General features: G+C 50.9%; 25 protein-coding genes. 8 read left to right on the forward strand and 17 right to left on the reverse strand.

All coding sequences use genetic code 11. The features are described 5' to 3' along the window. Window positions 1–74: 74 nt before the first annotated feature. The 3 genes from ACE5LO_RS11330 to ACE5LO_RS11340 all read right to left on the reverse strand — a co-directional run bounded on the left by ACE5LO_RS11330 (window position 75) and on the right by ACE5LO_RS11340 (window position 4689). Window positions 75–263 carry a glutamate decarboxylase gene (locus ACE5LO_RS11330; RefSeq protein ID WP_355318100.1) on the reverse strand — a complete coding sequence of 63 codons (189 nt, stop codon included), beginning with the start codon at window positions 261–263 and terminating at the stop codon, window positions 75–77. A gap of 165 nt (window positions 264–428) precedes the next feature. Continuing rightward, window positions 429–923, reverse strand: coding sequence for a phosphatidylglycerophosphatase A family protein (locus ACE5LO_RS11335; RefSeq protein ID WP_375520135.1), 495 nt, complete (start codon window positions 921–923; stop codon window positions 429–431). Window positions 924–1056: 133 nt separating this feature from the next. Continuing rightward, complete coding sequence (locus ACE5LO_RS11340) at window positions 1057–4689, reverse strand: DNA polymerase III subunit alpha (RefSeq protein ID WP_375520136.1); 3633 nt, start codon at window positions 4687–4689, stop codon at window positions 1057–1059. Between the two features lie 187 nt (window positions 4690–4876). Here ACE5LO_RS11340 and ACE5LO_RS11345 point away from each other — a divergent pair, with 187 nt between their 5' ends. Beyond that, entirely contained in the window at window positions 4877–5203 is a 327-nt protein-coding gene (locus tag ACE5LO_RS11345; RefSeq protein WP_375355353.1) for a YtrH family sporulation protein, read from the forward strand. 12 nt (window positions 5204–5215) lie between these two features. Next, window positions 5216–5692, forward strand: a complete 477-nt coding sequence (locus ACE5LO_RS11350) for a sporulation membrane protein YtrI (protein WP_375520137.1) — start codon at window positions 5216–5218, stop codon at window positions 5690–5692. 33 nt (window positions 5693–5725) lie between these two features. On the opposite strand, the gene ACE5LO_RS11355 is transcribed toward ACE5LO_RS11350, so the two are convergent. The 3 genes from ACE5LO_RS11355 to ACE5LO_RS11365 all read right to left on the reverse strand — a co-directional run bounded on the left by ACE5LO_RS11355 (window position 5726) and on the right by ACE5LO_RS11365 (window position 8522). Beyond that, on the reverse strand, window positions 5726–7060 hold the full coding sequence (locus tag ACE5LO_RS11355) for a DRTGG domain-containing protein (RefSeq protein ID WP_375520138.1): 1335 nt from the start codon (window positions 7058–7060) through the stop codon (window positions 5726–5728). A 500-nt stretch (window positions 7061–7560) separates the two neighbouring features. Continuing rightward, window positions 7561–7827 (reverse strand): hypothetical protein, encoded by a 267-nt coding sequence (locus tag ACE5LO_RS11360; protein WP_375520139.1) that lies wholly within the window; start codon window positions 7825–7827, stop codon window positions 7561–7563. A 350-nt stretch (window positions 7828–8177) separates the two neighbouring features. After that, window positions 8178–8522 (reverse strand): YlbF/YmcA family competence regulator, encoded by a 345-nt coding sequence (locus ACE5LO_RS11365; RefSeq protein WP_375520140.1) that lies wholly within the window; start codon window positions 8520–8522, stop codon window positions 8178–8180. A 254-nt stretch (window positions 8523–8776) separates the two neighbouring features. On the opposite strand from ACE5LO_RS11365, the gene ACE5LO_RS11370 reads away from it, so the two are divergent. The 5 genes from ACE5LO_RS11370 to ACE5LO_RS11390 all read left to right on the forward strand — a co-directional run bounded on the left by ACE5LO_RS11370 (window position 8777) and on the right by ACE5LO_RS11390 (window position 15181). Next, complete coding sequence (locus tag ACE5LO_RS11370; RefSeq protein ID WP_375520141.1) at window positions 8777–10144, forward strand: YheC/YheD family endospore coat-associated protein; 1368 nt, start codon at window positions 8777–8779, stop codon at window positions 10142–10144. A 56-nt stretch (window positions 10145–10200) separates the two neighbouring features. Next, complete coding sequence (locus ACE5LO_RS11375; RefSeq protein ID WP_375520142.1) at window positions 10201–11367, forward strand: YheC/YheD family endospore coat-associated protein; 1167 nt, start codon at window positions 10201–10203, stop codon at window positions 11365–11367. 62 nt (window positions 11368–11429) lie between these two features. Continuing rightward, window positions 11430–12800 (forward strand): YheC/YheD family protein, encoded by a 1371-nt coding sequence (locus tag ACE5LO_RS11380; protein ID WP_375520143.1) that lies wholly within the window; start codon window positions 11430–11432, stop codon window positions 12798–12800. Next, window positions 12797–13906 carry a YheC/YheD family endospore coat-associated protein gene (locus ACE5LO_RS11385; protein WP_375520144.1) on the forward strand — a complete coding sequence of 370 codons (1110 nt, stop codon included), beginning with the start codon at window positions 12797–12799 and terminating at the stop codon, window positions 13904–13906. The genes ACE5LO_RS11380 and ACE5LO_RS11385 overlap by 4 nt, the downstream gene beginning before the upstream one ends. 102 nt (window positions 13907–14008) lie before the next feature. Continuing rightward, a complete protein-coding gene (locus ACE5LO_RS11390; protein WP_375520145.1) occupies window positions 14009–15181 on the forward strand; it encodes a YheC/YheD family endospore coat-associated protein in 1173 nt (390 codons plus the stop codon). Window positions 15182–15208: 27 nt separating this feature from the next. On the opposite strand, the gene ACE5LO_RS11395 is transcribed toward ACE5LO_RS11390, so the two are convergent. The 10 genes from ACE5LO_RS11395 to ACE5LO_RS11440 form a co-directional block, all read right to left on the reverse strand. Next, window positions 15209–15895 carry an HAD family hydrolase gene (locus tag ACE5LO_RS11395; protein WP_375520316.1) on the reverse strand — a complete coding sequence of 229 codons (687 nt, stop codon included), beginning with the start codon at window positions 15893–15895 and terminating at the stop codon, window positions 15209–15211. 98 nt (window positions 15896–15993) lie between these two features. Beyond that, window positions 15994–17316 carry a stalk domain-containing protein gene (locus ACE5LO_RS11400; RefSeq protein ID WP_375520146.1) on the reverse strand — a complete coding sequence of 441 codons (1323 nt, stop codon included), beginning with the start codon at window positions 17314–17316 and terminating at the stop codon, window positions 15994–15996. 255 nt (window positions 17317–17571) lie between these two features. Further along, window positions 17572–17823, reverse strand: a complete 252-nt coding sequence (locus ACE5LO_RS11405) for a hypothetical protein (RefSeq protein ID WP_375520147.1) — start codon at window positions 17821–17823, stop codon at window positions 17572–17574. 86 nt (window positions 17824–17909) lie between these two features. Beyond that, a complete protein-coding gene (locus ACE5LO_RS11410; protein WP_375520148.1) occupies window positions 17910–18455 on the reverse strand; it encodes a GrpB family protein in 546 nt (181 codons plus the stop codon). Between the two features lie 37 nt (window positions 18456–18492). Further along, entirely contained in the window at window positions 18493–19011 is a 519-nt protein-coding gene (locus tag ACE5LO_RS11415; RefSeq protein ID WP_375520149.1) for a DUF6886 family protein, read from the reverse strand. Between the two features lie 133 nt (window positions 19012–19144). Then, complete coding sequence (locus tag ACE5LO_RS11420; RefSeq protein WP_375520150.1) at window positions 19145–20020, reverse strand: metal ABC transporter permease; 876 nt, start codon at window positions 20018–20020, stop codon at window positions 19145–19147. Window position 20021: 1 nt separating this feature from the next. Next, window positions 20022–20936, reverse strand: coding sequence for a metal ABC transporter permease (locus ACE5LO_RS11425; RefSeq protein ID WP_375520151.1), 915 nt, complete (start codon window positions 20934–20936; stop codon window positions 20022–20024). Next, window positions 20933–21670 carry a metal ABC transporter ATP-binding protein gene (locus ACE5LO_RS11430; protein WP_375520152.1) on the reverse strand — a complete coding sequence of 246 codons (738 nt, stop codon included), beginning with the start codon at window positions 21668–21670 and terminating at the stop codon, window positions 20933–20935. Before ACE5LO_RS11430 ends, ACE5LO_RS11425 begins: the two co-directional genes overlap by 4 nt. Window position 21671: 1 nt before the next feature. Then, the gene (locus ACE5LO_RS11435) at window positions 21672–22634 is read right to left on the reverse strand and encodes a metal ABC transporter solute-binding protein, Zn/Mn family (RefSeq protein ID WP_375520153.1); all 963 of its coding nucleotides are present in this window, start codon (window positions 22632–22634) and stop codon (window positions 21672–21674) included. Between the two features lie 220 nt (window positions 22635–22854). After that, complete coding sequence (locus ACE5LO_RS11440; RefSeq protein ID WP_375520154.1) at window positions 22855–23436, reverse strand: CGNR zinc finger domain-containing protein; 582 nt, start codon at window positions 23434–23436, stop codon at window positions 22855–22857. Window positions 23437–23661: 225 nt separating this feature from the next. On the opposite strand from ACE5LO_RS11440, the gene ACE5LO_RS11445 reads away from it, so the two are divergent. Further along, window positions 23662–24180 carry a DinB family protein gene (locus ACE5LO_RS11445; protein WP_375520155.1) on the forward strand — a complete coding sequence of 173 codons (519 nt, stop codon included), beginning with the start codon at window positions 23662–23664 and terminating at the stop codon, window positions 24178–24180. 736 nt (window positions 24181–24916) lie between these two features. Here the strand turns inward: ACE5LO_RS11445 and ACE5LO_RS11450 are convergent. Continuing rightward, complete coding sequence (locus ACE5LO_RS11450) at window positions 24917–26344, reverse strand: helix-turn-helix domain-containing protein (protein ID WP_375520156.1); 1428 nt, start codon at window positions 26342–26344, stop codon at window positions 24917–24919. Window positions 26345–26346 lie beyond the last annotated feature (2 nt).

The raw sequence follows: 26346 nt of genomic DNA on the forward strand, positions 1-26346 counted from the left end.
GATATCAGCCGCCGACGCCTGCAGGCGTCACCGTTGTCCATGCTCTTCTCATGCTCACTGCCGCCGTTTCGGACTCAGGGGTGCAAAATGGAATTAAGCACTTCCTGAACTTCTTCGACTTCTCCGGAAGGGACGAGTATCTCAAACTGCTGCTTAGAAGCGCTGATCGCACGCGTCTTCACAAGAAAGCCTTCCTCGGACAGTTTAAGCTTGATCCTCTCGGCCAGCTTGGCCGTAGGCGCAATATAGATCACCGTCCACACCTCTTAACCCCCCAAGTATTATGTTCTGAGTCCGTATAATGAAACAATGATACCATACCTTTCTTTTTTCCCGCAAGAAAGACCCCCCTGGTGAAGGGAGGCCCTTAAAGCCGATAAACATAGGCAATACAGGCTGCGAGCGCGCTCTGCCGTTATTTAAAAAAATTAAGATAGCGGGGTTGGATAGTGCCTGGCCCCTGCATTCCGGTGCGCAATTCTTGCGGAGGCTGCCGCCGCCAAGCCTGCGACAAGATCATCTAAAAAGACGTGCACGCCTTGCTCCTTGTTGTTCAGAAGCTTCATAATGCCTGTTTTATCTTTATCCACATATCCGAAACTTGTCAAGCCGATCATGCCGTACACGCTGGTGATGCCGAGAGCAAGGGTTTCATCGACCCCAAACAACGGTTCGTCAGCCTCCATCATCTCCTGCAGCGGCTGGGGCAAGAGCCTCTTCTCCGCCAATTCATCCAGTGCGATGCCGGTATAAAGCGTATACTGTACTTCTCTTTTCTGCAGGACGGCCCTGACGCTCTCGGCACATTCCTCTAATGTCAAATCTGGATAATAGCCATGCTGCAAATGAAAAACAATTTCTGCAATAGACTCGATCCCGACCCCTCTGCGTTTCAGCAGCTCCTCTACATACACCTGTGACATTAGACTCCCTCCGTTTCACCGCAGCCGCAATAGTTCGGCTTTGCGAGCAAGCGAAAAATTTTGAAACAGTTTGCCAATGTTCTCAAGTGTATGCGGAAGAAAGCCAAATAGTTCTAGAATCATCCAATTTGAGTCATTTAACCCGGACCGTCTCCTTGCCGAGCAGCGCCTCCAGCTGTCCGATCAACTCATGTGACGGCTCAATTCTGTATGCCTGGCTGAGTGCCAGCAGCTTCTGGCTGCTCTCGTAGAACAATATGGTTTCAAGCGGTCCGCTGTGCTCCTGCAGCACCTCTTTGAGCTGCGCCAGCAGCTCTGTATCCTCCTCGGCCTGCCGAGTAATTTTGACAAATACACGCGGGGCAGAGGCACTACGATCAGAAGCAGCAGCCGCAGCCCTGGACGGCGCGGTCTGGACCGCCGTACTACCGGCCTGCGGGCGCGTATTGGTTCGTGCCGCACCGTTTGCGGAGCCTGCGGCTGGCGCCCCGGCAGCGCCGGGCAGCCGGCGCCGCTGCCGCTTAAGCTCCTCCCCGCCAAGCGGTCCGACTTCGTCGGCAAGCAGCTTGAAATGCTCATCCTGTTGCTGAACCTTCGCACGCACGGCAAGCAAAGCCCCCTTTTCCACAAGCCGCTGGCTGCGTCGCCATACCTCGGGAAACAGTACAACCTCACAGCGTTCGATCTGGTCCTCCAGCTCGATAAAGGACATGGGTTTACCCTGCTTCGTCGTGATCGTTTTGACCGAGACAACCATGCCTGCGGTGACCACAATCGCCTCGTCCTCTGCTTCAGCAAGCTCCATCAGCCTGTCGGCACCGGCCGCTTCCAGTTCTTCCTCGAAATCGTCCAGCGGATGGCCGGATAAATACAGTCCCAGCAGCTCACGTTCCAGTTCCAGCTGCTGGCTTCCGCTGAATGGAAGCACCTCCGGATACGGGATGTCCCAGTTCGGTGTCTCCACAAAATCAAACAGCTGGATTTGCAGATCATCCCGTTCCTTGCGCCATTTCAGGGCAGCCTCCACCGTTTCATCAAGCATGGCGAGAAGCTGTGCACGGTGCCCCGGCAAAGAATCGAACGCGCCCGCCTGAATCAGCGATTCGATTACCCTTTTGTTGCAGACGCGCAGATCCACGCGGCGGCAGAAATCCAGCAGGCTTCCGAACGGCTTCTCGGCCCGGACCGCCAGAATGCTTTCCATTGCCTGGGTTCCAACGTTTTTGATCGCCGCAAGGCCAAAGCGGATGTTGCCTGGTCTGGACATGCCCTCATTTGCCGAATCGTCCGGGTCGTTCGGGCGGTTCGGAACCACAGGCGTAAACAGCACTCCGCTTTCATTGACATCCGGCGGCAGCACCTCAATGCCCATACGCCTGCATTCCACAACGTATTCCGCCACCTTGCGGTGGCTGCCCATCACAGCGGCCAGCATGGAGGACATGAAATGCACCGGATAATGGGCCTTCAGGTATGCCGTCTGGAAAGCCAGTACACCATAAGCGGCAGCATGGGCCCGCGGAAAACCGTAGTCGGCGAAACGGACGATCATATCATACACAGCCTCTGCCTCGGCTTCCGAATATCCCTGCTTCAGACTGCCCTGCACAAAATGTCCGCGCTCCCGGTCCAGCACCTCACGCTTCTTCTTGGACACCGCCCTGCGCAGCAAATCGGCGTCTCCCAGTGAAAAGCCCGCCATCCGGGATGCGATCTGCATAATCTGTTCCTGGTAAACGATAATACCGAACGTATCCTTGAGGATCGGTTCCAAATCGGGATGCGGGTATTGAACCTCCGTTTTCCCGTGTTTGGCCTCGATGAACCGCGGGATAAACTCCATCGGTCCCGGCCGGTACAGCGCCAGCACGGAGATGATATCCTCAAAGCCTGAAGGCTTCAGTTCCTTAAGAACACGCCGCATTCCCGCCGATTCCAGCTGGAATACGCCTGTCGTATCTCCACGTCCCAGCATGTCATAGGTAAGGCTGTCATCATCACTGATGTTGCTGAAATCGGGATGCTGGCCATACTGCTCCCGAATCCACTGTTGACAGCGCTCGATAATGGACAAAGTCCGCAGACCGAGAAAGTCCATCTTGAGCAGACCGATCGATTCCAGACTTTCCATGGAATACTGGGTCAGCGGAATGCCTTCCCCACCCTCCTGCAGCGGAACCGCATCCGTCAGGGGAGATTGCGAAATGACCACACCCGCAGCGTGGGTCGAGGCATGGCGCGGCATGCCCTCCACCTTCATGGCCATATCCAGCAGATTACGGGTCTGTGTCTTTGTCTCGTACAGCTCCTTCAACTCGGGGCTGATCTCAAGCGCCCTGCGGATATGAATGCCAAGCTGCCCCGGAATCAGCTTCGCCGCTTTATCCACTTCACCGTACGGCACATTCAGCACCCGGCCCACGTCGCGCACGGCGGCCCTGGCGGCAAGCGTTCCGAAGGTAATGATCTGGGCCACATGTTCACGTCCGTATTTCTCTGCCACGTAAGCAATCACTTCGTCCCGCCGCTCGTCGCTGAAATCAATATCGATATCCGGCATGGTGATCCGTTCAGGATTCAGAAAACGCTCAAACAGCAGCTTGTACTTGATGGGGTCAACATTCGTGATTTCCAGCACATAAGCAACGAGGCTGCCTGCCGAGGAGCCCCTTCCCGGCCCGGTTACAATCCCGTTCCGATGAGCAAATGCGATAAAATCCCATACTATCAAAAAATAGTCGCTGAATCCCATGCTTTCGATCGTACTAAGCTCATATTCCAGTCTGACATCCAGTTCCCGCCGCCCTTCCGGGTCTGTCCATAGCGGGCTGGAAGCGTAACGTTTCTCCAGGCCCGCACTGCACAGCTGCTGTAAATAAGCCGCAGGTGTCATTCCCTCTGGCAGAGGGCGGTAAGCCGGCAGGATCGATTTGCCGAATTCCAGCTCCACATTGCACTGACGGGCAATTTTCACCGTGTTCTCAAGCGCTTCGGGAATGTGGGGAAACAACCGGGCCATTTCCTCCGTGCTCTTGAAATAAAGCTGATCCGTCGGAATGCGGAAGCGGCCTTCATCCTCCACGGTTTTCCCTGTTCCAATGCAGATCAGCACATCCTGAACCTCCGCATCCTCACGGGTCAGATAGTGAATGTCATTGGTCGCCACAAGTGGAATGCCCATATCATGGGCAAGCCCAACCAAAAGCGTATTCACCCGCTTTTGTTCAGGCAGCCCGTGATCCTGCAGTTCCAGATAAAAGTCGTCTCCAAAAATATCCAGGTAGCGTCCTGCAGCCCGCCGCGCTTCCTCCTCACGACCGTGAAGCAGGTGTTGCGGTACCTCGCCGCCCAGGCAGGCACTCAGGCAGATGATCCCTTCGCTATGTGCCGCCAGGCTTTCCATGTCGATGCGCGGCTTATAATGAAAGCCTTCCAAATGCCCAATGGAGCAAAGCTTCATTAAATTACGGTAGCCCGCCATATTTTTGGCGAGCAGTATCAGATGGTATATGGGCTGATCCTTGCGGCTGCCACGCTCCTTGCGGGAGCCTGCGGTCAGGTAGGCTTCACACCCGATAATCGGCTTGACGCCGTGTTCAATGCAGGCCTTGTAAAAAGGGATGATGCCGTACATAACCCCGTGATCCGTCAGGGCCAGCGCCTTCATCCCGCCTGCCGCGGCTTGTTTAACCAGGTCCAGGGTACGAGCCGCGCCGTCCAGCAGACTGTATTCACTGTGAACGTGCAAATGCACAAAAGAGCTCATACGCTTCTCTTCCTTTCCCCGTTGTATATGCAAAAGTCTATCACTGATTTTCAACCGCTTAATGGAACTATTTTATCATATCCTGCAACAGCCCGCCCATAGAATAAAGTACAGCCCTGAGCGGACAAGTGTGCATCCCGGGACTGAATCAAACTGGCTTCGCCAAGTCGAAAGGAGCACGGGCCGAATGAGCACATTTATCTCCAAAGCCATTCTGGATTTCTTCATTGCGTTTGGGATCGTACTGGGAGGTGCCTTGCTGGGCGGAATGGGGGCGGTTGTCTCGCTCCAGCCTCCTACGCAAACCATGCTGGATGTTGCCGGACGCATTAAAATATGGGCGCTGGCGGCCGCCGTCGGCGGCACCATTGATCCCATGCGGGTCATTGAGAGCAATATGCTGGACGGGAACCTGTCCCCGGCCATCAAGCAGATTTTGTATCTGATCTTTGCCTTTCTCGGCGCACACATGGGCACCGAACTGGTCAAATGGGTGTGCAGCAGCCGCGGCTGAGCGGGGTGGCTTATGAATAAATTATTACAGGCAATCCGGTCGTCCGCCCTTATCGTGCTCGGCATGGTGTTCGGAGCGATTATTTACAATACGGTGTGGCAGAATCGCTTCAATGAGCTCTGGGCCATGAATCAGGACCTGCGGCTGCAACTGCAGCAAGCGCAAGAGGACAACAAGACACTGCAGCAACTCAGCGACAGACAAACGGTTATTAAAAAAATTAAAATTACCGCCGAGCAGGCTTCCGCAGAAAAAATCGATTCTGTCGACACCAAGGAAATCATTCAGCAGCTGTATGAGGATATGGAGGTGCTGCGCGGCAGGGACATTTTCGAAATTGACAGCGACAGCCGCTTGGTGCGCACCCTGCTGAACCGCAAAATCTATACGGTTCGTGAAAAGGAGTATGCCGTCCAGATCAAAACGATGCTGATCATGGAGAACGTGCTGCAAATCTGGATTGAAGTCCGTCCCTATATCCGGAGCTGACCTGCCTGTCCCTTCATTGAAACAGAACTGCTGTCAGCCCGGATCGATGGAGTGCATCGTCATGACTCCTTTGCACACCAGACTGTTCTCCCGCAAAATTTCAATTTCAAGCCTGCACAAGCGGCGGCTCGTTTCCAGAATAGCCGGACGGATCACCACCGAATCCTCAATCTGGACAGGTCTGATAAAATAGGTGGTTATATTGTCAAGCACATGGTCACTGCCTGTCACATCCTTGGCTGTGCGATAGGCCGCCTGGGTCATCATGTCGATCAGCACGCCTTCAGAGATCGTTCCAAGATTCGTAGCCATCTGCGGAATAATAAAGCCGCGGAACATCAGTTCTCCGTTCGCTCCCCTTTCCTCGACAAAACCGTTCCAGATCAGATGATCGAACGTCTCTCCGAGCTGCGGCTGCTTTTGCGCGCTGCGCAGCGCCTCCAGCACCTCACGCCTTGTAACGGCACCCACCAGCTTGCGGCTGCGGTCCACGACAGGCAGGTAGTGAATGCCCTCCCACGTCATAATCTGCGCTGCAGAAGCCAGTGAGGTTTGCTGAGACACTGTAACCGGATTGCGGATCACCACCTTGTCAATCGTCTGCTCCGGCGTAAGTCCCTCCACATCGGCACGGCTGACGATACCGACGAGGCGGTTCCATTCGTCCACAACCGCAAACCGGTGCTCACCGGCTGACCGGGCCAGCCGTTCGAAATCCCCCGCCGTGCTGCCGCCCTTCAGGGTGTGCAGCTTAGGCTTGTGGGCGGTAATATCTTCAACGAGCATAATTTTCTTCTTGATCAGCCGGTCAAAGATCGCCCTGTTGATCATGGAAGCTACTGTAAATGTATCGTGGCGTGAAGAAATGATCGGCAGGTTCAGCTTATCCGCCAGCAGCTTGACGTCGCGCGTCGTGCCGAAGCCGCCGGTAATTAATACCCCGGCTCCCTGCTCAAGGGCCAGGAAGTGCGCATTATCCCGGTTGCCCACAATAAGGAGGCTGCCCGGATCGATATAACGGGCCATCGCTTCTTCCCGCATGGCTCCGATCACATATTTATGCAGGGGCTGCTCCAACCCCTCGCTTCCGCCCAGCACATGACCCTCCACAATTTTGACCACATCGGCAAAGGTCAGCTGCTCGGACATCCCTCGCGGCCTTTTCTCCACACGTACCGTGCCAATCCGTTCCTTCGTGATAACGATCCCCAGGTTCTCCGCTTCCTTGACGGCACGGTAAGCCGTACCTTCGCTGACCCCAGTCTCCCTGGCCAGCTTCCGCACGGATATTTTGGACCCGATCTTGAGCTCCTCAATATGCCGCAGAAGCTGCTCATGCTTCGTTACCGTTTCATCATAACCCTCCACAACTGTTTCACCCCCACGCTCGATCTGTATTAATCTGTATCTATTATAACCACTCCGTATAGCAGAAGTAAAACTAGGAAAGGTTGCCCTAAAGTAAATTTTTTCTTCTGGGAGACTATCCTCTTCTTTTTGGTTTAAGAACGTAAAAAAGTCAAGAACAAGGGAAAAATCTACACCTTGTTCTTGACCATTTACCCCCGATGCAGAAGTCCCTGGAAGTCCATTTTTGACCGCCTCAGCAACTCCTTATTTTTCAAGTGGGAATAAGCACACAGTCAGCGGAGAGGACGAAGCAATTCCGGAAAAGCGGAGCGTTCGCCTTTGGCCCGGAGGGTCAACAGCGATTGGAGGAATGCTTCGTTCTCGGAGCGCTTCGGAGCGCTTCGGAGCGCTTCGGAGCGCTTCGGAGCGCTTCGGAGCGCTTCGGAGCGCAAGAGCTTCTCCCCACACAAAAGAGGAGTCCCCCAGGTCAATAGGACCTTTCAGGACTCCCCCACGCATCATCTTCCGCGCTCCTTGTCCAGTTGCAGCTGCCACTGCTGCAGCTTCGCTCTGCGGACTCTTTCCAGCGCTTTGCGCTTCTCGTCGTCTACGCCAAGCAGGAAATGAAGATTAGCGCCAATGACCATCAGCGCAAACAGCACCCAGACAATCCCGAACCCGTTGACAAGATTCAAGCCCCCGGTCAACGATATGCGCGGCACGGCAACCAGCACCATGGCCAAGGCAATTAACACATATACACCATGCTTCCATTTCTTGTTCATTCCATACCGGTCTCCTTCCTTACATCACAATCAGGCTGAGTGTGAATCTATGTATCTAGTCTATGAGGAAGGGAACGTAAATATGAGACAAACTTATAGAGGTTGTTCAAAAAGTCATCTTTTGATCACGAAGGAAGTCAGGAAGCGGATTCGACATCGAATCTTGAATTCAGCCGGGCCTAAGCGGATGCTTCCGAAGCATGTTTCCTACGGAAACATTTCAGGTGCTCACGTACCCCACGTACGCTCCGCTCCTCAGTCCCTAGCTTCATTCAACTCAAGCGTTTTGAAAAAACGCACTTCGGAAGCATACGCTTCGGTGCTGAAAACCTGACTTTTTGAACACGTACCTACATAGAAGGTCCGTACAAATGCTGCATGCTGCCTGTAATAATTTTGTTGACATCCTCAATAATGACGCTCAGGCGCTGTTCCGCGTCAAAGAGTCTGCGAATGCTCAGATTCATGCTCAGCACCTCAAACAGCTTTTCCAGCTTCTCCATCTCTTCCTGATCAGGCATGTCACCGCTCATCATACGCTGCTGCATATCCATCTGCTTTCCCCGAAAATTATCCAGCATCCGCTTCGCTTCAGGATCCGCATCAATCAGCTTCATGGCGGAAGTAATCTCCTCTACCTCCGTACTTTCTTTCAGTGCCTTGGCCAAATCGTGGGCTTTGTCATAAATGTTCATAATTCGCATTCCTCCAAGTTTTTTATAAGAAAAACGTCTATCGACGTACTTTCACAGAAGCCAGACCCCATTTAACGGAAGTTTTTCTTGCGATCTCAGGAAGCTTGTGCTTCGAGGCTTATACTTTCTGAGATCTTAAATAGCGGCTAATCACCAAGGGATATATGTCCTCATATGATGAACTACATGCAATGTACTGAAGCAGCCCTTGCCTCCCTCAGACATCGAAGTTGTAGCCCGGAAGGAGATCCATGATGTCCAAAAAAAAAATAACGGTTCAGGTTATGGGATCGGGCATCTTGCAGGATGACGTCCTTATGGTTGGTGAAAAACTGCTGAAGCAGTTGAAGCTTCAGACAGGAGATTCTGTTCAATTGGTATTCGGCTCATTCCGCCGGGAAATAATGGCAATATCTGTCCCACGGTATGACGGAATACAACTCGGCAGCGGAACCGCCCACAGTATGGGAATCCTCTCAGACTGTACGGTACGCATCCAATATAGGCCGAAGGACAGGATACTCCGGCTGGGCCCGCTGATCAGCGTCCTTATCAGCCAGGATTATCCCGAGCAATATGACAAACCTTTTGGTAAAATCACTCAATTTTGCCGTGAATTGTCCAGTGCATGCGACAAACAGGGCGCATATGTGTACTTTTTTACACCCGCTCATATTTTAGGCAATCCAGGCCGGGTCGAGGGCTGGGTATTCAGCAATGGCTGGAAAAAGACTGAGTTTCCGTCAGCCGATGTCGTCAATAACCGCCTGACTTCCCGCAAGCTTGAGAACAAACCTAGCGTACAGCAATTCATGAAAGAAGTAAAATCCCGTTACGGCTCCCATGTGTTTAACGAAAAATTTCTCGATAAGCACGAGGTTTTTGACGCGTTAAAAAGCAGCGGCTTACTGCGGCGGTATTTACCCGAATCCCATCTACTGGACAGCTTTGCTGTGTTCAAGCGGATGTGCGGGCAGTACAGTCAGGTATTCGTCAAACCGGTGCGCGGCAGCCTGGGAAAAGGGATTATACGTATCAACAAAAATGCTGACGGTTCGTTCACCATGCTGACCACTACCACAGGCTCGCCGCTCAAACAGAACTATCCTAACGCCACCAAGATGTATACCAGCCTGTCAGGCAAGATGCGGACCACCAGCTACCAGATCCAGCAGGGGCTTACGCTGATTCACCATAATTCGCGGCCCGTGGATTTTCGCGCCCTGGTGCAAAAAAACGGCAGTGGCGCATGGAATGTGACCTCAATCGTTGCGCGCATAGCCGGAGGCAGCCATTTTGTTTCCAACCTGGCCAGAGGGGGGACTCTCAGCACCGTGAAGGATGCGATTGCCAAGACCACCCTTTCGGCTGCCGCCAAAACAAATGCCCAGACGAAGCTTAAGACGGCAGCGCTGAAAATTGCGGCAGGGATCGACCATGCGATTCCCGCTCACTTCGGTGAATTGGGTATTGATTTGGCTGTCGATCATTCAGGGCGCGTCTGGCTGATTGAAGTCAATTCCAAACCGTCCAAAAATGACAACACCGCCCTCGGAGATGTGAAGATTCGCCCTTCCGTTCTGAAATTGCTGGAGTATTCCTGCCATTTGACCGGTTTTTAAGTTATGTAATCCGGTCCGTCGTTTTCGGAAAATCGTCCGATTAGGAGGCACTCCGTATGTTGGATTTACATGCTGTTTCCAAACCGATGCTGGGCGTGCTTGTCAGTACGGCCAGGAGCTCCATCCCCATTGGTGAGCCGGGCTTCTGCCGTAGGCTGATCCGAGCGGGCAGACGGCTCGGTATACATGTTGCTGCCTTCAATGCAGAGGGCATTCACCCGGAAGCCGGACGGATCGACGGCTTCGTGCACCGTGACGGGGCCTGGCACACCTGCAGCTTCTCCCTGCCGGAAATTATTTATAACCGCTGCTGCAATTATCGGGAAGGACGGACGGCCCGGTTCCGGCTGCGGCGTCTGGCATCCAGACTCGGACGACCATGTACCTTCCTATCCGGCAGTCTCCCGGGCAAATGGCGGGTTCATGTTACGCTAAGACAGGATCCTCAGCTATCCGACTGTTTGCCCCTGACTGTACAGTTCAGCAAGGATTACCTGCAGAATCTTCTTTCCAGATATCAGGGTGTGTTTCTGAAACCACAATCCGGCATGCAGGGAAAAAGAACGCTTTGTTTGCAAAATCAGGAGAATTCCGGTGAAGCTCCGCTCTCTCTTCGGGGACGTAACCGCAACAACCGGCCATTTTTCCACACTTTCTCCAGTTTTGATCAAGCATATGACTGGATTGCCGCATTTATTCGGGAGCGGCCGTATATTATTCAGCCGTTGCTGAATTTACACAGTTCCCGAGGTCATCCTTTCGATGTCCGTGCTCTTGTGCAGAAGGACGGAAAGGGTCAATGGACACTGACCGGGATCGCTGTCCGGGAAGGTGAACCAGGAGGCCTGACTTCCAACCTGCATGGTGGAGGAAAGGCTCGGGAAGCTACAGGTTATTTGCAGAGCCAGTTTGGCGCAGAGAAAGCAAGCAGTGTTCTGCAGAAAATTAATCAACTGTCCATGTATATACCGCCAGTGTTGGAGTCCCGGTACGGCCGGCTCGGTGAGCTGGGCATAGATTTTGGCATTGACCGTTCGGGGCAGTTGTGGATTCTGGAAGTTAACTCCAAACCGGGGCGGGCCGTTTTTACAGAGATTGGAGATCAAGCGGGTGCCGCTGCTGCAGTAGCCCGTCCGCTCCTCTATGCACGGCATTTAATGCAACGGCAAGTCCCGGCTGCGATCCGCACTGGCACACTTACAACATCCCAAGTTTTCAGCTAAGCTGACCCGGCTGGCATGCATGGCCGCAGGTTCATGCCCGGCCGGGATAGGAGGATAAATAAATGAGGTTGACCCCTTGTAATGTTCATTTCACGGCACAGCCCGATCGAGTCGTTTATATCTCCAGTGCGCTGTATAAAAATTTAAATCTCTCGGGAAGCAAGTCGGTTCAGCTCAAGCTCGGGAAAGGCCGGATTCCGGCAACCGTCAAACGGATTAATAAACCGGGAAGGCATTTATACCTGACCTCCGGTGTACGCAATGCAATCAGGATTCCCAAAGCAGGGGCCATCTATCTGAGGAATGAAGACGGGGTAGTGCAGCTGGGACCTCTGATCGGTGTACTGTCCGATGGCAGAGGCTCCTCCGCCAGCCCCTTCGGAACACGAACCGGGTTCATTAAGCAGCTTCTGAAGACAGGAAGCAAACAATTCTACATCTTCGCTTTCACACCGAAGGACATCAACTGGCAGGCGGAGACGGTGTTGGGTTATTTTCTGACAGAGAATGGGACATTTACCCGTAAGTCGGTCCCTCTGCCTGATGTCGTATACAATCGGCTTCCCAGCAGAAAATATGATTTCTCCGCTTCCACCAATCTGCTGCGGGAGCGCTTTATACGCCGGAAAATTCCGTTTTTCAATTGGAGCTTTTTTAATAAATCCGACATTTACCGCATACTGGAGAGAGATCAGGTAGCCGCGCGCTATATTCCGGAATATCACGTGAATCCCGGTAGGGAAATGATACTGGAAATGCTTGAACGGCATCAGGTAGTTTACTACAAGCCGAGCGCCGGCAGTCTCGGAAAAGGAATTTACCGTCTTTCCATGCTTCCCCAGCGTGGGTTTTACGCACGCTACCGCAAAAATAAAAGCAATGCGCTGCTCCGGTTTACCTCTTTTAACTCTTTATACAGAATGCTGCATGCAAAACTGGGATCGTCCATGCGCGGATATGTTGTTCAGCAGGGAATCCAGCTGATTGAAATCGACGGCTGCCCGATCGATTTCCGGTTTCACATGCACAAGAATGGCTCCAACAAGTGGGTTGTTGTCGGCATCGGAGCCAAAAAGGCCGGCCGGGGCAGCGTTACCACTCATATTAAAAACGGGGGGTCTCTTCTGACGCCCGAGAGGGCTCTCTCCCGTTCCTTCGGCGACCGGCACGGAGAGGTGCTCGAAAAAGCCAAAAAGACAGCCATCTTGTTAGCGGAAGCGATTGAACGCCAGCATTCCCATTTGCTCGGGGAAATCGGCTTTGATCTGGGCATTGATCAATCCGAGAAGGTGTGGATGTTTGAAGCGAACTCCAAGCCCGGACGATCCATCTTCCAGCATCCTTCACTGCGTACGGAAGGCAAGTCGTCCGTTGAACATATACTTGAGCATTGTCTCTATCTCAGTAAGTTCCGTAGGAGGGAGGAATCGTGATTACCAAGAAACAGGATAAACCGATTGTCGCCATTCTGACCATGCATGATAACAAACGGATGTTCCGCGGAAACCAGGAAAATTTCCAGGAGATTTTGGAAACTGGAGCGCGCATGGGCCATCTGGTCTATGTCGTTACTGTCAAAGATCTTGACCCGGGAAAAACCTCCGTGAGAGGCTACAGCTACAATAGATCTACAAAACAGTGGGAGCCGGGGTATTTCCCCCGCCCCCAGGTTGTATACAATCGGATTCCCGACCGGGTGGATGAGTATAAACCCTGGGTGCGCAGCCGTATCGAGGAATTGCAGCAGACCAGGGACATCACTCTTTACAATCCCGGCTTCTTCAATAAATGGACTTTGTTTCAGGCATTAAAAACTTCCGGGAAAACGCGCGGGCTGGTCCCTGCTACGAAAAGGCTGCAAAATTCGGGAGTTCTCCTGAAGATGCTGCAGTCCTATCCCTGCCTCTACCTCAAGCCGGAGAGCGGAAAGGCTGGAAAAGGCATTATGAAGGTGAATTGCAGCAGGAGAACTCCCACTTCCTATCGGCTGAAAACTCAGACTAACCGCAAAAGCGCTATTTTTAAAACATCCAATTTCAACAGATTGTGGTCACGAATTCAGCGTAAAACAGGCAGCACCCCATACATTGTCCAGCAGGGGATTGAACTGGCTACCAACCACAACCGTCCGTTCGACCTGAGAGTTTTGGCCCAAAAGAACCGTAGAGGCATTTGGCGAATAAGCGGAGTCGGAGCGCGGCTGGCTGGCAGCCGCAGTATTACGACTCATGTTCCGCGCGGAGGGAGCATTGAGGATCCGCAAAAGCTGCTGACCAACCTCTTCGGGGCGGAAATGACTGATGCCCACCTGCAGCGCGTCCAGGGAGCGGCGTTGCAAATTGCGCGACAGATTGAAAGCAACGCGAACGGAATTGTGGGAGAAATGTCGATGGATCTCGGAATCGACCGCGCCGGCAACCTGTGGTTTTTCGAGGCCAACGCCAAGCCGATGAAGTTTGATGAACCGGACATTCGGAAGAAATCTCTGGAACGGATTTTTTATTTTAGCTCCTATTTGGCCGAACAGCATAAGGATTAAATCCGGGAGGTGATCAAGCTTGATACACATCGTTTCTGTCAGAAGATATCCTCCCGACGAATGGTACCCTGTAGAATTCAGTACCAAGGCAGGTGAATAGCTATGCAGCAGCCCGTCTTAGGCATTATGACACTCTACCTCAACAAGAGGAAACAGTTCGAAGACCGGCGGGTTTATCAAAAAATGATTGAGGAAGGCCGCCGTCTCGGCCTGGATGTCTTCGTCTTTACACCAGCGGATGTCCATCCGACACGCAAGCTGCTGCTGGCACATATTTACGAGCCGTTCAAAGGCAGATGGACCCGAAAATGGCGCGAGTTCCCCCATATGATCTACGACCGTTGCCGGATTCAAAAGGGCGGGCGATTCCAGCAGCTGAAAGAATTCAGACTAAAGCACAGCCGCCTGATCTACCTGAACCGTCCGCTCCGCAACAAGTGGACGATTTACGAGGTGCTTTCCGGCATGGCTTCCTTCAAGCCGCACCTGCCGGAAACCGTGCTTTACAAAAGCTATAAAGATATAGAAGTCATGCTAAAAAAAGCGCGTCTGTTATATTTAAAGCCTGTTAACGGTACCGGAGGGCGGGGAATTCTCCGTATTGAAAAGGCGGGCACAGATGACAACTTTTATATAATCCAAGGGCGGAACATGAGACGCCAGATCATTCCCCGCAAACGCATCCACCGGACACGACTGCAAGCCTGGATAACATACTGGAATATGGATCAATATTTAATTCAGGAAGGCGTACCTAATGAGCTGGAAAGCGGACGGGTGCATGATTACAGAATGCTTGTACAAAAAAACAGCCGAGGCAAATGGGAAGTGACCGGCTGTGCGGGGCGCATCGGTCCGGTGCGCAGCATCACCTCCAATCTGCATGGAGGCGGCCGGGCCGTTTCTATGCAGACCCTGCTGGATCACTGGATCAAAGACGAGGAATTACGCGGGCATGTTGAGGAGAATGCAGGCAAGCTGGGCATTCAGATTGCTTCATTCCTTGAGTCAATCTATGGCGGACTATGTGAACTGGCTTTGGACCTGGCGATTAATAAAGAAGGACAGATCTATCTGCTTGAGGTCAATCCCAAGCCTTCACGGGAAGTGTTTGCGCGAATTGGGGAAAAGGATACTTACAGAAAGGCCATTGTCCAGCCGCTTGAATATGCGTTGTGGGTATATCGCTCAAATCCGGCTGCAAACTTGCCAAGGAAAAGAATTAAAACGTTCAAACCTGGTATCGGGAGAAAAAAGAAAAAGGGTCCCGCTTGAAACGGGACTCTTCCTCCGGAAACAGAGTCATTGCGCGTTCTTGTACAGGCGAAGCAGCTCTGTAAAATCGTTAATGATCACATCAGAGCCCTTCAGCTCATCTTCCCTGCCGAAGCCGGCATAGGCACAGCCGATAACCGTCTGTCCGTTTTCTTTGCCGGCCTCCACGTCAGAGGAGCGATCTCCCACCATCCACGCGCTTGATATGCGATGCTTTTTCAGAAGCAGTTCAACCAGATGGACCTTGGAAAGGGTATTGTACTCCCCGGCGCTGTACAAGCCTTCAAACAGTGGCACCAGCTCATGCGCAGCCGCCACCCCTCTGACATAATCCTCAAGTCCGTTGCTCGCTACAAACAGCCGGACTCCCTGGTCATGCAGCGCCTCCAGCGTCTCCTTGACTTGTGGATACAGCTGGTGGCTTCCATGCTGCAGCCCTTCGATTTCCAGCTCCAGCAGCAGCTCATCTGCCCGCGCGCGGGCAGCGTCACTCGCTTCAGGCATCACACGCATCCATATATCACTTAGCAGCATGCCAAGGCTGTTCAGCATCCTCTCCTCCGGCGGGGTCCCCCCTTCAAACAGCCCTTCCGCGCGCAGCGTATCGAACAGCTTGTGGTACGCCGGCAGCAGCAGGGTTTCCGTCTGAAACAAGGTGCCGTCCATATCGAAAATCATCGCTTCCGGCTTCTTCAAGAGCTTCGCGGTTTCCATTCTCACTTATCCATCCTTCCGTATTCCATACAATGTAAGCATCCTCTGTAATCATAAGCAAAAACGGAGAGCCGTGTAAACTAAAGAAGAAGACTGCCTTAGAAACGGTCGAAGTAGCTGCCTGTGTCATCCTTGTTGTAAACATATCCGTACACATTCGCATCAGGGAAAAATTTGAACGCATCATCACGCAGGTCAGACTTGAACGACGATTGGCGGTAGGAGCTCAAGCTGTCCCAATCTTTCTTGGTTACGTACACTTTTACGGTTATTGAATCATCCGCTCTCCCCTCCAGCTTAAAGCTGAAAGCTGCTCCATAGTAATTGCCGAAATCATGGGCCAACTGGCTCGCGATGTCCTCAACATCCACATCGGAGCTCAGATTCACCTCTCCTCTGCTGCTGACAGTGAAGGACGACAGTTTGGAGGAATCGTAGATTTTGCCCGTTATTTTGGCATCTTCGTATTCAGCCCGCAGATCATCAACGATGTCCTGCAGATATTTTCTCTGCGTGGCGGTCGAAAGCTCGCGCCAGCCGTCTTTATTCAAATCGATTCTGACGGTAATATCGTCTTCGTCACCGTCCAGCGAGATCCGCGAAGAAGTTTTTTTGTATCTGTCATATTCGTCCTTGAGCTCGTCCTCCATCTCGTCCAGATCCATCGCCGAGCTGCCGCTTAGGCTGACTTTGCCGCTGCTGCTGACAGAGAAGGATTCCAGCTTGCCGGAATCATAAATGCCGCCGGAAATATCCGCGTCCTTATATTCATTCAGCAGATCGTCCACAATGTCCTGAACGAAGTCCTTTTTCACGCTGCTGGTCAAATCTCTCCATTTGGACTTATTGACATCAATTCTGACGGTAATATCGTCTTCATCCCCTTTGAGGGAGATTTCGGCGTCCGTTTTTTTGTAGTCCCCGTACCTGTCATTCAGTTTTTCCTCCATATCCTCGAGGTCGACGGTCTTGCTCTGCTCCGCTTTCAGCTTCTCAATATCTGCCTGCAGCGACGTGATTTGGGCATTCTTATTTGAAATGGAGGTTTTGGTGGTGGTCAGTTCCTGGTTCAAGCTGTTAATCTGGCTGTTTAAAGCCGTTAGCGTGGAATTATCCCCCGTCCCGGCTGGCCCATTGTCAGCGATAATAACCCGTTTATTGGTCCCATCCCAGGTTACATTTTTATTCAGAGCCGCTCCTACCAGGCGAAGCGGAAGATAGGTTGTGCCATTAATCATAAATGGCTCGCTTCCGGCATCATAAGAAATTGCAGTACCATTATATGTAATGCCGATATTGTTATACACCGCCTCAAGGGTCTTGGTGGCTTGGGCCGCATATGCAGACTGGCTGAAAATTACTCCGGAAGCGGTAAGTATGGATACTGCGGTCAGGGCAATGGTTTTTTTCTTGGATTTCATGACTGTCGTCTTCTCCTTTTCTATCAGATTTGCTCTCATCCTACTGCTTGATAGATACAGATGCCCAAAATTCATGATTGGGCTTAAAAACGCAGCTTTTCCCTTCAAACAGAGAAAAAAATGGATAGGCTTATTCTACTAGGGTAACATTAATAGGATGATTTGATAACCCTTCAGGTCATTTTTCTGGCTAAAATCTCCCTGTTTTTTTGGGGCTTTCTGCAAAAAAAGACTCTACCGGCGGGCGGTAAAGTCTCATATCTCCGTTCTGAATTCAAATCGGTCTCTGAAATAAAATCCTCCGTTAATTTTTACAGCTTCAGGAGTAAACTTCTCGATCGGCCCTCCACTATTTACAACTACATCTGAAATATGATCCAGCCGCATGACTACATGAACCTTCACTTGAGCTACAACAGCTGCAAATAATTCCAAATCTGTATGTAATATCTTGTATGTAGAGTTCATTTCTATCACCCCGTTTCCTTTGATGTCTGTATTCGACATCTTTTTCCCAATCCCTCCTTTTGAACCATGAAAAAAGCACTGATTTCAAAAAAATTTAGGCACTATTTCTTTCAACGATGTATCCCTTACATATCAGACCTGCCCGGCACCCAGCCAACCGCTTGTGACCAGAGATAGGCCCTGTGTAATATATCCCAAACTATAGGCCCTTTTCCTTCGACATACTTTGGGCGCTCATTCTTATAAAGCTTTATGAGGCGGTGTTTTTCCCGGGCATACCTCAGGCCATCCTCCGGATGTGTCCGCAAATAGTCCCTGAAGACCAGGGTTACTTGTTCCGCCAAGCTTCCTGCTTGCCGTACATGGATGTGGGTCCTACGTGCTCCCGGCACCTCGCGAAAATACCTTTTCGTCCTGTCCGGATTTTCTTCCCTTAACATGAAGCCCACCCTTTCAATCTTGTGCCTGTAGCCGGGCAAGTCATCATAATCGGAAACAGAAATCTGAATATCGATGATTGGCTTGGCATCCAGTCCGGTCACGGAGGTAGAGCCGATATGATCGATCCGCACCGCCATCTCCCCCAGCGATTCTCTTAATTTGCTTGCCGTCTCCGCAAACAGCTGTTTCCACTCCGGTTGATAGGGTGAAATCCTCCATTGGTCCTCCATGATTCCGCTCCTTTCAGGCCGTTTCAACGCTAAAATTTTAAAATCCGTCTTTTGCATTCGCAAACTTATGGATGCCAAAGTATTTTACAGTGGAGTTCACGAGCTCATTTCTTAATGGAACGAGGCTGTCCGTAAATCTGATCTCTACCGGCAGCTGCATAAGTCTGCCCAACAGATGGTCAAGAGGCTCTACCTCCAGTGGGATGATGGTCTGAGGAGAAATGTAATATCCTGCATTGTCATCGAACAACTCGAAGGATTCAACGGGAAAACGGTACCTGTAGATCATAGTGCTCCTGATTCGTTCATACCAGTCTTTTTCTACCGTGACAACGATATCTACTGATGACACACCGAAAAATTTAATTTGGTCCGCCTCGCTCGTATACTCCGTCCTTCGATACACGATTCTGGGACACTCTCTTGGAAAAAAGAACGTAAATTCATGGGCCTCATCGATGGCCCAGACGACGGGCGGCATATTTCTTCGGTTTTCCTTCACTCTGGGTACAAATACATCAATCGAGCTTTCCTCGCTAAAATGAAACAGCTTCATAATATCCACCTCTAACAGTTGGTTGACGGACAAAAGAGACTGCCGTCATTTTGTGGCAGCCTCGTATGGGAAACGTGTTAGTATCTTCTATTTGAACTAAAAACGGTATCAAAGTCAAGGAAAAGTTAGGGCCTTACGCCTCGGCATCCACAGGCCGGACCAGCCTGGCCGCAAGCCCGTAGCGTGGGGAGAACAGAAAGCTGACCATAAAAACGATCCCGGTCGAAAACGCCATCGAGCCCGAAATCGATGTGTCCAGCCACAGCGCTATATAATATCCCATGAATGCGGATAGCACTCCAAACAACCCGCTCAGCCCCATCATAAGCAGCAGACGGTCTGTCCACAAATAAGCGGCGGCGGCCGGTGTAATCAGCATAGCCACGACCATGATGGCGCCAACGGCATCAAATGCGGCCACCGTTGTGATCGAGACGAGCGACATAAATACATAATGCATCAGCACGACGGGAATGCCCAGGCTGGCCGCCAGCGCGGGGTCAAACGAGGTTATTTTCCACTCCTTATAGAAGGCGAGAATGGCCACCAATATGGTAATCAGGACTAATGAAAGCAGAAATACGGCCTCCGGCACTTCCCCAATCCACGGCAGCTCCATCAGCTCCCAAGGGATAAATGTGATTTCCCCCATTAGCGTATGCTGTATATCCAGATGGGCATTGCCCACCTGTGTGGCAATCAGAACTACCCCAATCGCGAATAAAGCTGTAAACACAACCCCAATGGAGGCCTCCTGCTGCACTCCCCGCGCATGAAGCCATTGCACAAACAGCGAGGTAAGCAGCCCCGCTGCTACCGCACCGATCAGCATGTGTACCCCGCTTAATTCGCGCGTAACGAGGTAGGCAACCACGATGCCCAGCAGCACGGTATGGCTGATCGCATCCGCCATCATAGCCATTCTGCGTAGGATCAGAAGCACGCCGATAAAACCGCAGGACAGCCCGACCAGAGAGGCCGTCATCAGTATCCATCCGGTATAAGACATGTTATCCTCCCCTTTCAACAGACTCACGGGCAGGCGCCTGCCTCGTCAATTCCATCTTTTGAGCACGCTGCTGTAGGAATGTGACAAGCAGCCCTCTACGTGAGCCAAATGCCAATGAAACGACAAACAGGGAAGTGGCTGAGAGAACGATAAATGGCCCTGTCGGCCATCCGTCGCCCAGTGTGCTGATCAGCGTACCCACAATGCCTGAGCCACCCCCGAACAAAGCGGCTAAACCCAGCATCGCCGCATAGGAATGGGTCCAATAACGGGCGCTTACACCGGGGATAATCAGCAGGGCTGCCATCAAAATGACGCCTGCCGCCTGAATCCCGATGACGATCACGAGCACCAGCAGGACCATATACACCGTATTCATCAGACGGCCGGACAGCCCCAGCCCGCCGGCGAATTGCGGATCGAACAAAAACAGCTTCCATTCCTTCCAGCCCACAAGGGCGGCAATGAATACAAGCAGCGTAACGCCAATCATCGTATATACATCCTGCCTGACCATAGACGCGGACTGGCCGAAAATAAAGCTGTCCAGTCCGCTTTGCTGCCCGCCCGGCATCCTGTTGACGAGCGTGAGCAGCATAATGCCAAGTCCAAAAAAGACGGACAGCACAATGCCCATCGCCGCATCCTCCTTGACTCGGCTTGAGGTACGGATCCAGTGAATGAACAGTGCTCCAAGCAGGGCGCTTACCGCCGCCCCGCCCAGCATGAACGGCAGGCTTTTCGCCCCCAGGACAGCAAATCCGGCGATTACGCCAGGCAGAGCGGCATGGGATAACGCATCACTCATCAGGCTTTGTCTCTTCCAATAGGCAAAGCAGCCTACAACACCGGCCGCCATGCCCAGCATCATCGTGCTCAGAAGCACCCATTGCGTGTTGGCAGAAAGTATCATCATCCCAGCTTATCCCCCATCCAGCGTAATACGCCGCCATAGGTTCTCGTGATATTGGCTTGATTGAATACCTCCGCTGTCTGCCCATGCGCAATGACGGTCCGGTTCAGCATCAGCACATGATCGAAATACTCCTCAACTGTCTGCAAATCATGATGAACGACCATGACCGTCCGTCCTTTGCTTTTGAGCGTGTTAAGAGTATCCATAATGACCTTTTCCGTGGCCGCATCCACCCCGGCGAGCGGCTCATCCAGAAAATACAGGTCAGCATCCTGCACGAGCGCCCGCGCAAGAAATACCCGTTGCTGCTGCCCGCCGGACAATTGACTGATCTGGCGGTCTGCATAACTGCCCAGCCCCATTTCCTCCAGGGCGGACATGGCCAGCTCCCGGTGCTCGCGCTTGGGCCATTTCAGCCAGCCAATTTTGCCGTACAACCCCATCATGACGACATCCAGCGCGTTCGTGGGAAAGTCCCAGTCTACCGTGCCCCGCTGCGGCACATAACCGATTCTTGATTTGACCTGTGCATAGGTTGAACCAAAACATGACACCGTTCCTGACAAGCGGGGGTGGAGCTCCAGAATGACTTTCAGCAGAGTGGATTTGCCCGCCCCGTTTGGTCCTACAATCGCCGTCAGGGTTCCCGGCTGCACCTTGAACTTTACATTGTTCAGTACTTTATTTTTACGGTATGAAGCGGTCAGATGATCTACTCTCAATACACTGTCCATGTTAATCTCCCTTTCCGCTCAAGGCTTTATGGATTGTATCCACATTGTGACGGTACATGCCGAGATACGTGCCTTCCTCCGTACCCGCCGCCCCCATGGCATCAGAGAACAACTCGCCACCAAGAGAGACCTGCAGCCCCTTCTGTCTGGCGCCTTCAATGACCGCGTTGACGGAAGCCGGGTTGATGCTGCTTTCCACAAATACCGCAGGTACGTTATGCTCCAGCAGAAGATCGACGGTACGTTCGATATCCGACAGCCCGACTTCATCCTCCGTGCTCAGCCCCTGCAGTCCCACCACCTTAATATCCAGCAAGCGTCCAAAATAGCCGAAGGCATCATGCGCGGTGATGAGCACGCGCTTTTCCTCAGGAATGTCTGCCATTTTGTCCTCTGCTTCCTGTTTCAAGCGGTCCAGCTCTGCAAAATAGGCCTGTTTGTTCGCTTCAAAGTATTCCGCATCCGCTGGTGAGGCCTTCTTCAGCTCTTCCGCTGCTGCTTCAAGCGCCTGCTTCCACAAATCAATATCAAACCAGACGTGCGGATCGATAGCTCCCCCTGTATCCTTCAACAGTTGTTCCTCCGGAATGGTATCCCCAATCCCGACTACAGGCTTGTTCTTCCCTATCTGCTCGAACACCTTGATCATATTGGCCTCCAGGTGCAGACCGCTGTACAGGACCATTTCGGCGCTATCAAGCTTCTTGATATCTCCTGGCGTAGGCTTGTATAAATGCGGGTCCACTCCGGGACCCATCAGACTCTCCACCTGCACCCGGTCACCCCCGATCTTCGAGACAGGTTCGGAAATTTGCGCAATGGTAGTCACGATTTGCAAGGGCTGCCCCGGGTCACGCGCCTCTGACTTCCCCTCAGATGAAGAACAGGCCGAGAGTATCAGCGACAATCCTAGGGTCAAGCCAAGCAAAGCCACCTTCCGCTTCTGAGCATGCTTTTTTTTCATTATTCAAGATCTCCTTCTTTATGATATTTTGTACATATACAATAAAATTTCTTATGTACAATAAGTTTCCTATAGGAAACAATTGTGCTTAAATACAAGTTATTTGAATGAGTTCATTTTGTCAATAGCTTTTGAGAAAAATTAAGAAACAAAAAAACGCCTCCAGATGAAACCGGAAGCGGTTAATGTATAATGCCAGACCAGCAGTTTTGATTGGGTACTATTTGGTTGGCACAGACTGCTTGTGCCGCTCTGCTTTCATGCGGTTACCGCAAATTTTCATCGAACACCACTTACGTTTGCCTGTGCTGTCCATGAACAGCCAGATACACTTGGGGTTGGAGCAGCGGCGGACACTTTGCAGCTTGCCTTCCGCGTAGAGAGTCAACGTTTGATAAGCAATGACCGAAATGAGGCCAGGCGGCCCTTTCTCCACGGGAATGGCGTCAAGCCTTGAGCCGGAATATTTGAAGGTAAGCGGCGCCTTCTCCAATGCTTCCTCCAGCGATGCAACCCATCCCTCTCCCAGAGCTCCGTGATCCGCAATCGCTTCCAGCCCCTTTCGCAGCAATGCCCTGAAATCCCGAATGACGGGCAACGCTTCCTCCAGCCACGCACGGGCTATCTCCGTATCCTTCCATATATGCGAGCAGTACCCCTCCAGAAGCTGATTAGCGTTCATTTCCTCTATCCATAATTTCAGGTTGCCCACGCTCTGAAGATGATCAACAAGCTTCCCGCGCTTCATTTCCTGGGTGTTAATTAAGTTAAGCGGCAGTTCCTGCGATTGAAATCTGAACATAAGATCGTTCCTTTTTTTCTTCCCATTGTACTATACCGTTTAATGCTGTTCAAACAAAAATAACCCTTAAAAGTATATTGACAGGTTAGTTGTTAGCGAAGTAAACTTCATTTAAAATAACCCTTTAAACTATTATAAAGGGTTATTTTATGAGCCTCTTGTTCAAAACGAAAAGTAAATCACAGCTCATTTGCTCTCCAATAAAATAAATCCCGGGGGGAAACCATGAAAAACAAACAGAGTAACATGCTTTCAAGTACATCAACGGAAGTAGCACAAGACCTGCAGGTCATCGCCGACGGATTGCTGGAGGACATTTTTAAAATCATTCGCCGGATGCCCGCCGAAGCGCTGAATTGGACACCGCCACAGATGAACAACAGCCCTTATGTTTTGGTGAATCATTTGCTTGGCTCTGCCGGATATTGGATCGGGGATGTCGTCGGGGGCATTGCATCGGACCGGGTCCGGGCGAATGAGTTTGGCGCCCAAGGCACACATGAAGATTTGGAGAAGCTGCTTGCGGATACCCGTGACAAAATAAACCTTACACTTGAACGTGTATCTGAAAAGGACCTGCTCCCCCGCCCGATCGATCTCAGCCATGGTGTACTGTGCTGGGGGGATGTCCCTCCTGAAGGACGCACCTCTGTCTGGGTCATCGTGCACGATCTTTGCCATATCGCATACACATACGGACAATTGGAACGGATCAGCAAACTTTGGGATATCCAGCATGCCTAGTCAAGCCTGTCCAATCAGGCGGACACATATCCGTGAGCTGTGCGAGGCCTGCTGCGAACACAATGCTCCAATCTCAAGCCAAGCCGGTAAAAAAATGGGAGTCGTTCGGCACATGAACGATTCCCATACTTATTTATGGTCCCATAATCTACGACGATTTCAATGCAAACATTCCTTAGCGATAATATATGTTATAATGTAAAAATCATACAAAAGGAGGTCATTATCCATTCTGGACTATAGTAATGATCCCAATCATTATGATCCTGATGCACAGAAGAGAAGACATGAAGAGATTGAACGTCAGCATCTTGCTGGATACAACCTTTGGCGAAATGTAGTCAATCTGCTGATCATTGTTGGCATTTTTGCGGTTATTTTTGTGCTGATCCGGTTCTTGTAACTATCAGTGGACTACTTAAATCAGCAACAGGCCGATGCCGCCGGTGGTCTTATTATGTTCTGCTTGTTCAGCTTCCGGTTGATGAACACGCACATGATGAGTTAGACGACCACCATCCCGATAAGCAAAGCACCTTGCTCCCTTCCAAGCAGTCCAGGTCGTTCGCAGTTGTTGATCTTAATGTGTTTTTAACTTCCAATTAAGTATAATAATTTCAACATTATATACTGATCCAGTTATATAAATTATCTTTTTTAACCTCCACCGTGAATGTCAAAGTTTGTAAAATGATTAATTATCGTAAAATCAAAATTGACCAGTAGAAACACAATACTAGCTGCTAATAGCATTAATCCCCATTTTCTTTTCATTCTCGTACACCTCCAAAATTAAACTTTCATAGGTTGTAATCACTTCTGTAGGTGCGTTTCGTTTATAACTTTCAAATAAACCTACACATTTAATTATACAGGTTTTATTATTGATAATAGTGGATATTTCTAAGCTGCGTATTAAACATTGATACCCATCCGTGAAAACTCCATTTCTCAGATAATATTCAGCTAATTCATTGGAAAAACGTGCTGATTGTTCGGTAATAAGCTGTTTAGTGTATATTTCGCCAACTGCTTCTTGATGCTGTAAGTGCTCTTTGATTTCTAAATCGAAATGTTGAAGTATCGAATCAATATTGATTTGGAACCGATTGGCTGCGTCAACGATATTCAATAAACCAGGGAGAATCTCACCTTTATTTCGTTCAAAATATTCAACATAATCATTAATTACATTTATTTCCCCTGAAAACAGTTTGACCACATAGGTATTGGCTTTTACCCATTCCTCAAAGAGGCCTTTCCAATGTAAGGTATGCCCATCATCTTCTTTGACCCAGCTTAAATCAGCACATAGGTCTAGGTAATATAAAGCTTGTTTATAATCTCCCCGTTCTTCACAAGCCCCTACAAGAAGCAAATTCGAATAGGCCAAGTAAAAAAAAGGCGGCCTGCTAAGCCTATTCTGTAGTTGTAATTCCTCTCGATCCCTTTGGAAGGTAAAATAATGAATCTTCGCTTTCTCCCCCATTTTCCGGGCCATTTCTTCAACCTTATTCCATCTGCGCAATGATCGATATATATTCGCTAGTTCTTTCAAGGCATCCAACTGATCCACTTCATCCAGACGTTCAACGTATGGCTCAAACTGGATAGCAGCCTGATTGTTGAGCTCCTGGTCCTCGCCTAACCGGATTGAAAATAAGCGAAATTGGCAAAGGGCCAGACGCTCGGAATGCTGACTCTTTTCACTCATCGCTATGCTTTCGAACAACACGGCTGCTGCTTCACGTTGATCACACTTAAAAAAGTCTTCAGCAACTTCAAATAACAAAGGAGAGTATGTCAAATTATCCAATAACAACCCGACAGTCTGACGGATGCATTCCAGCTTGTCCAATGCTGCGCAGCGGTAGAGGAAAGGCCTGATTCTGCGCCAGTTCGGTTCGGCCTCGTTTAGATACTCCTCAATATACTGTTCATAGAAATGACCTTCGGACAAACCCAGAGTCGCCGTAATCCTGTCCAATTGAGTCACAGCCATGACCCTGTGTCCATGGAGGAGAGAGCTCATGGTTCCCGCGTTGATTCCAGCCATTTGGGCCAAACGGGAAGTGTTTAAATCCCCCTGTTTCATGAATCGTTCCAATTCCATGCGAATCGTGGTTGTATTGTGCAAAATAAACCACCCCTTAATCTGTTGCATTC

It is taken from the genome of Paenibacillus medicaginis (assembly GCF_042138635.1).
Classification (GTDB): domain Bacteria; phylum Bacillota; class Bacilli; order Paenibacillales; family Paenibacillaceae; genus Paenibacillus; species Paenibacillus medicaginis.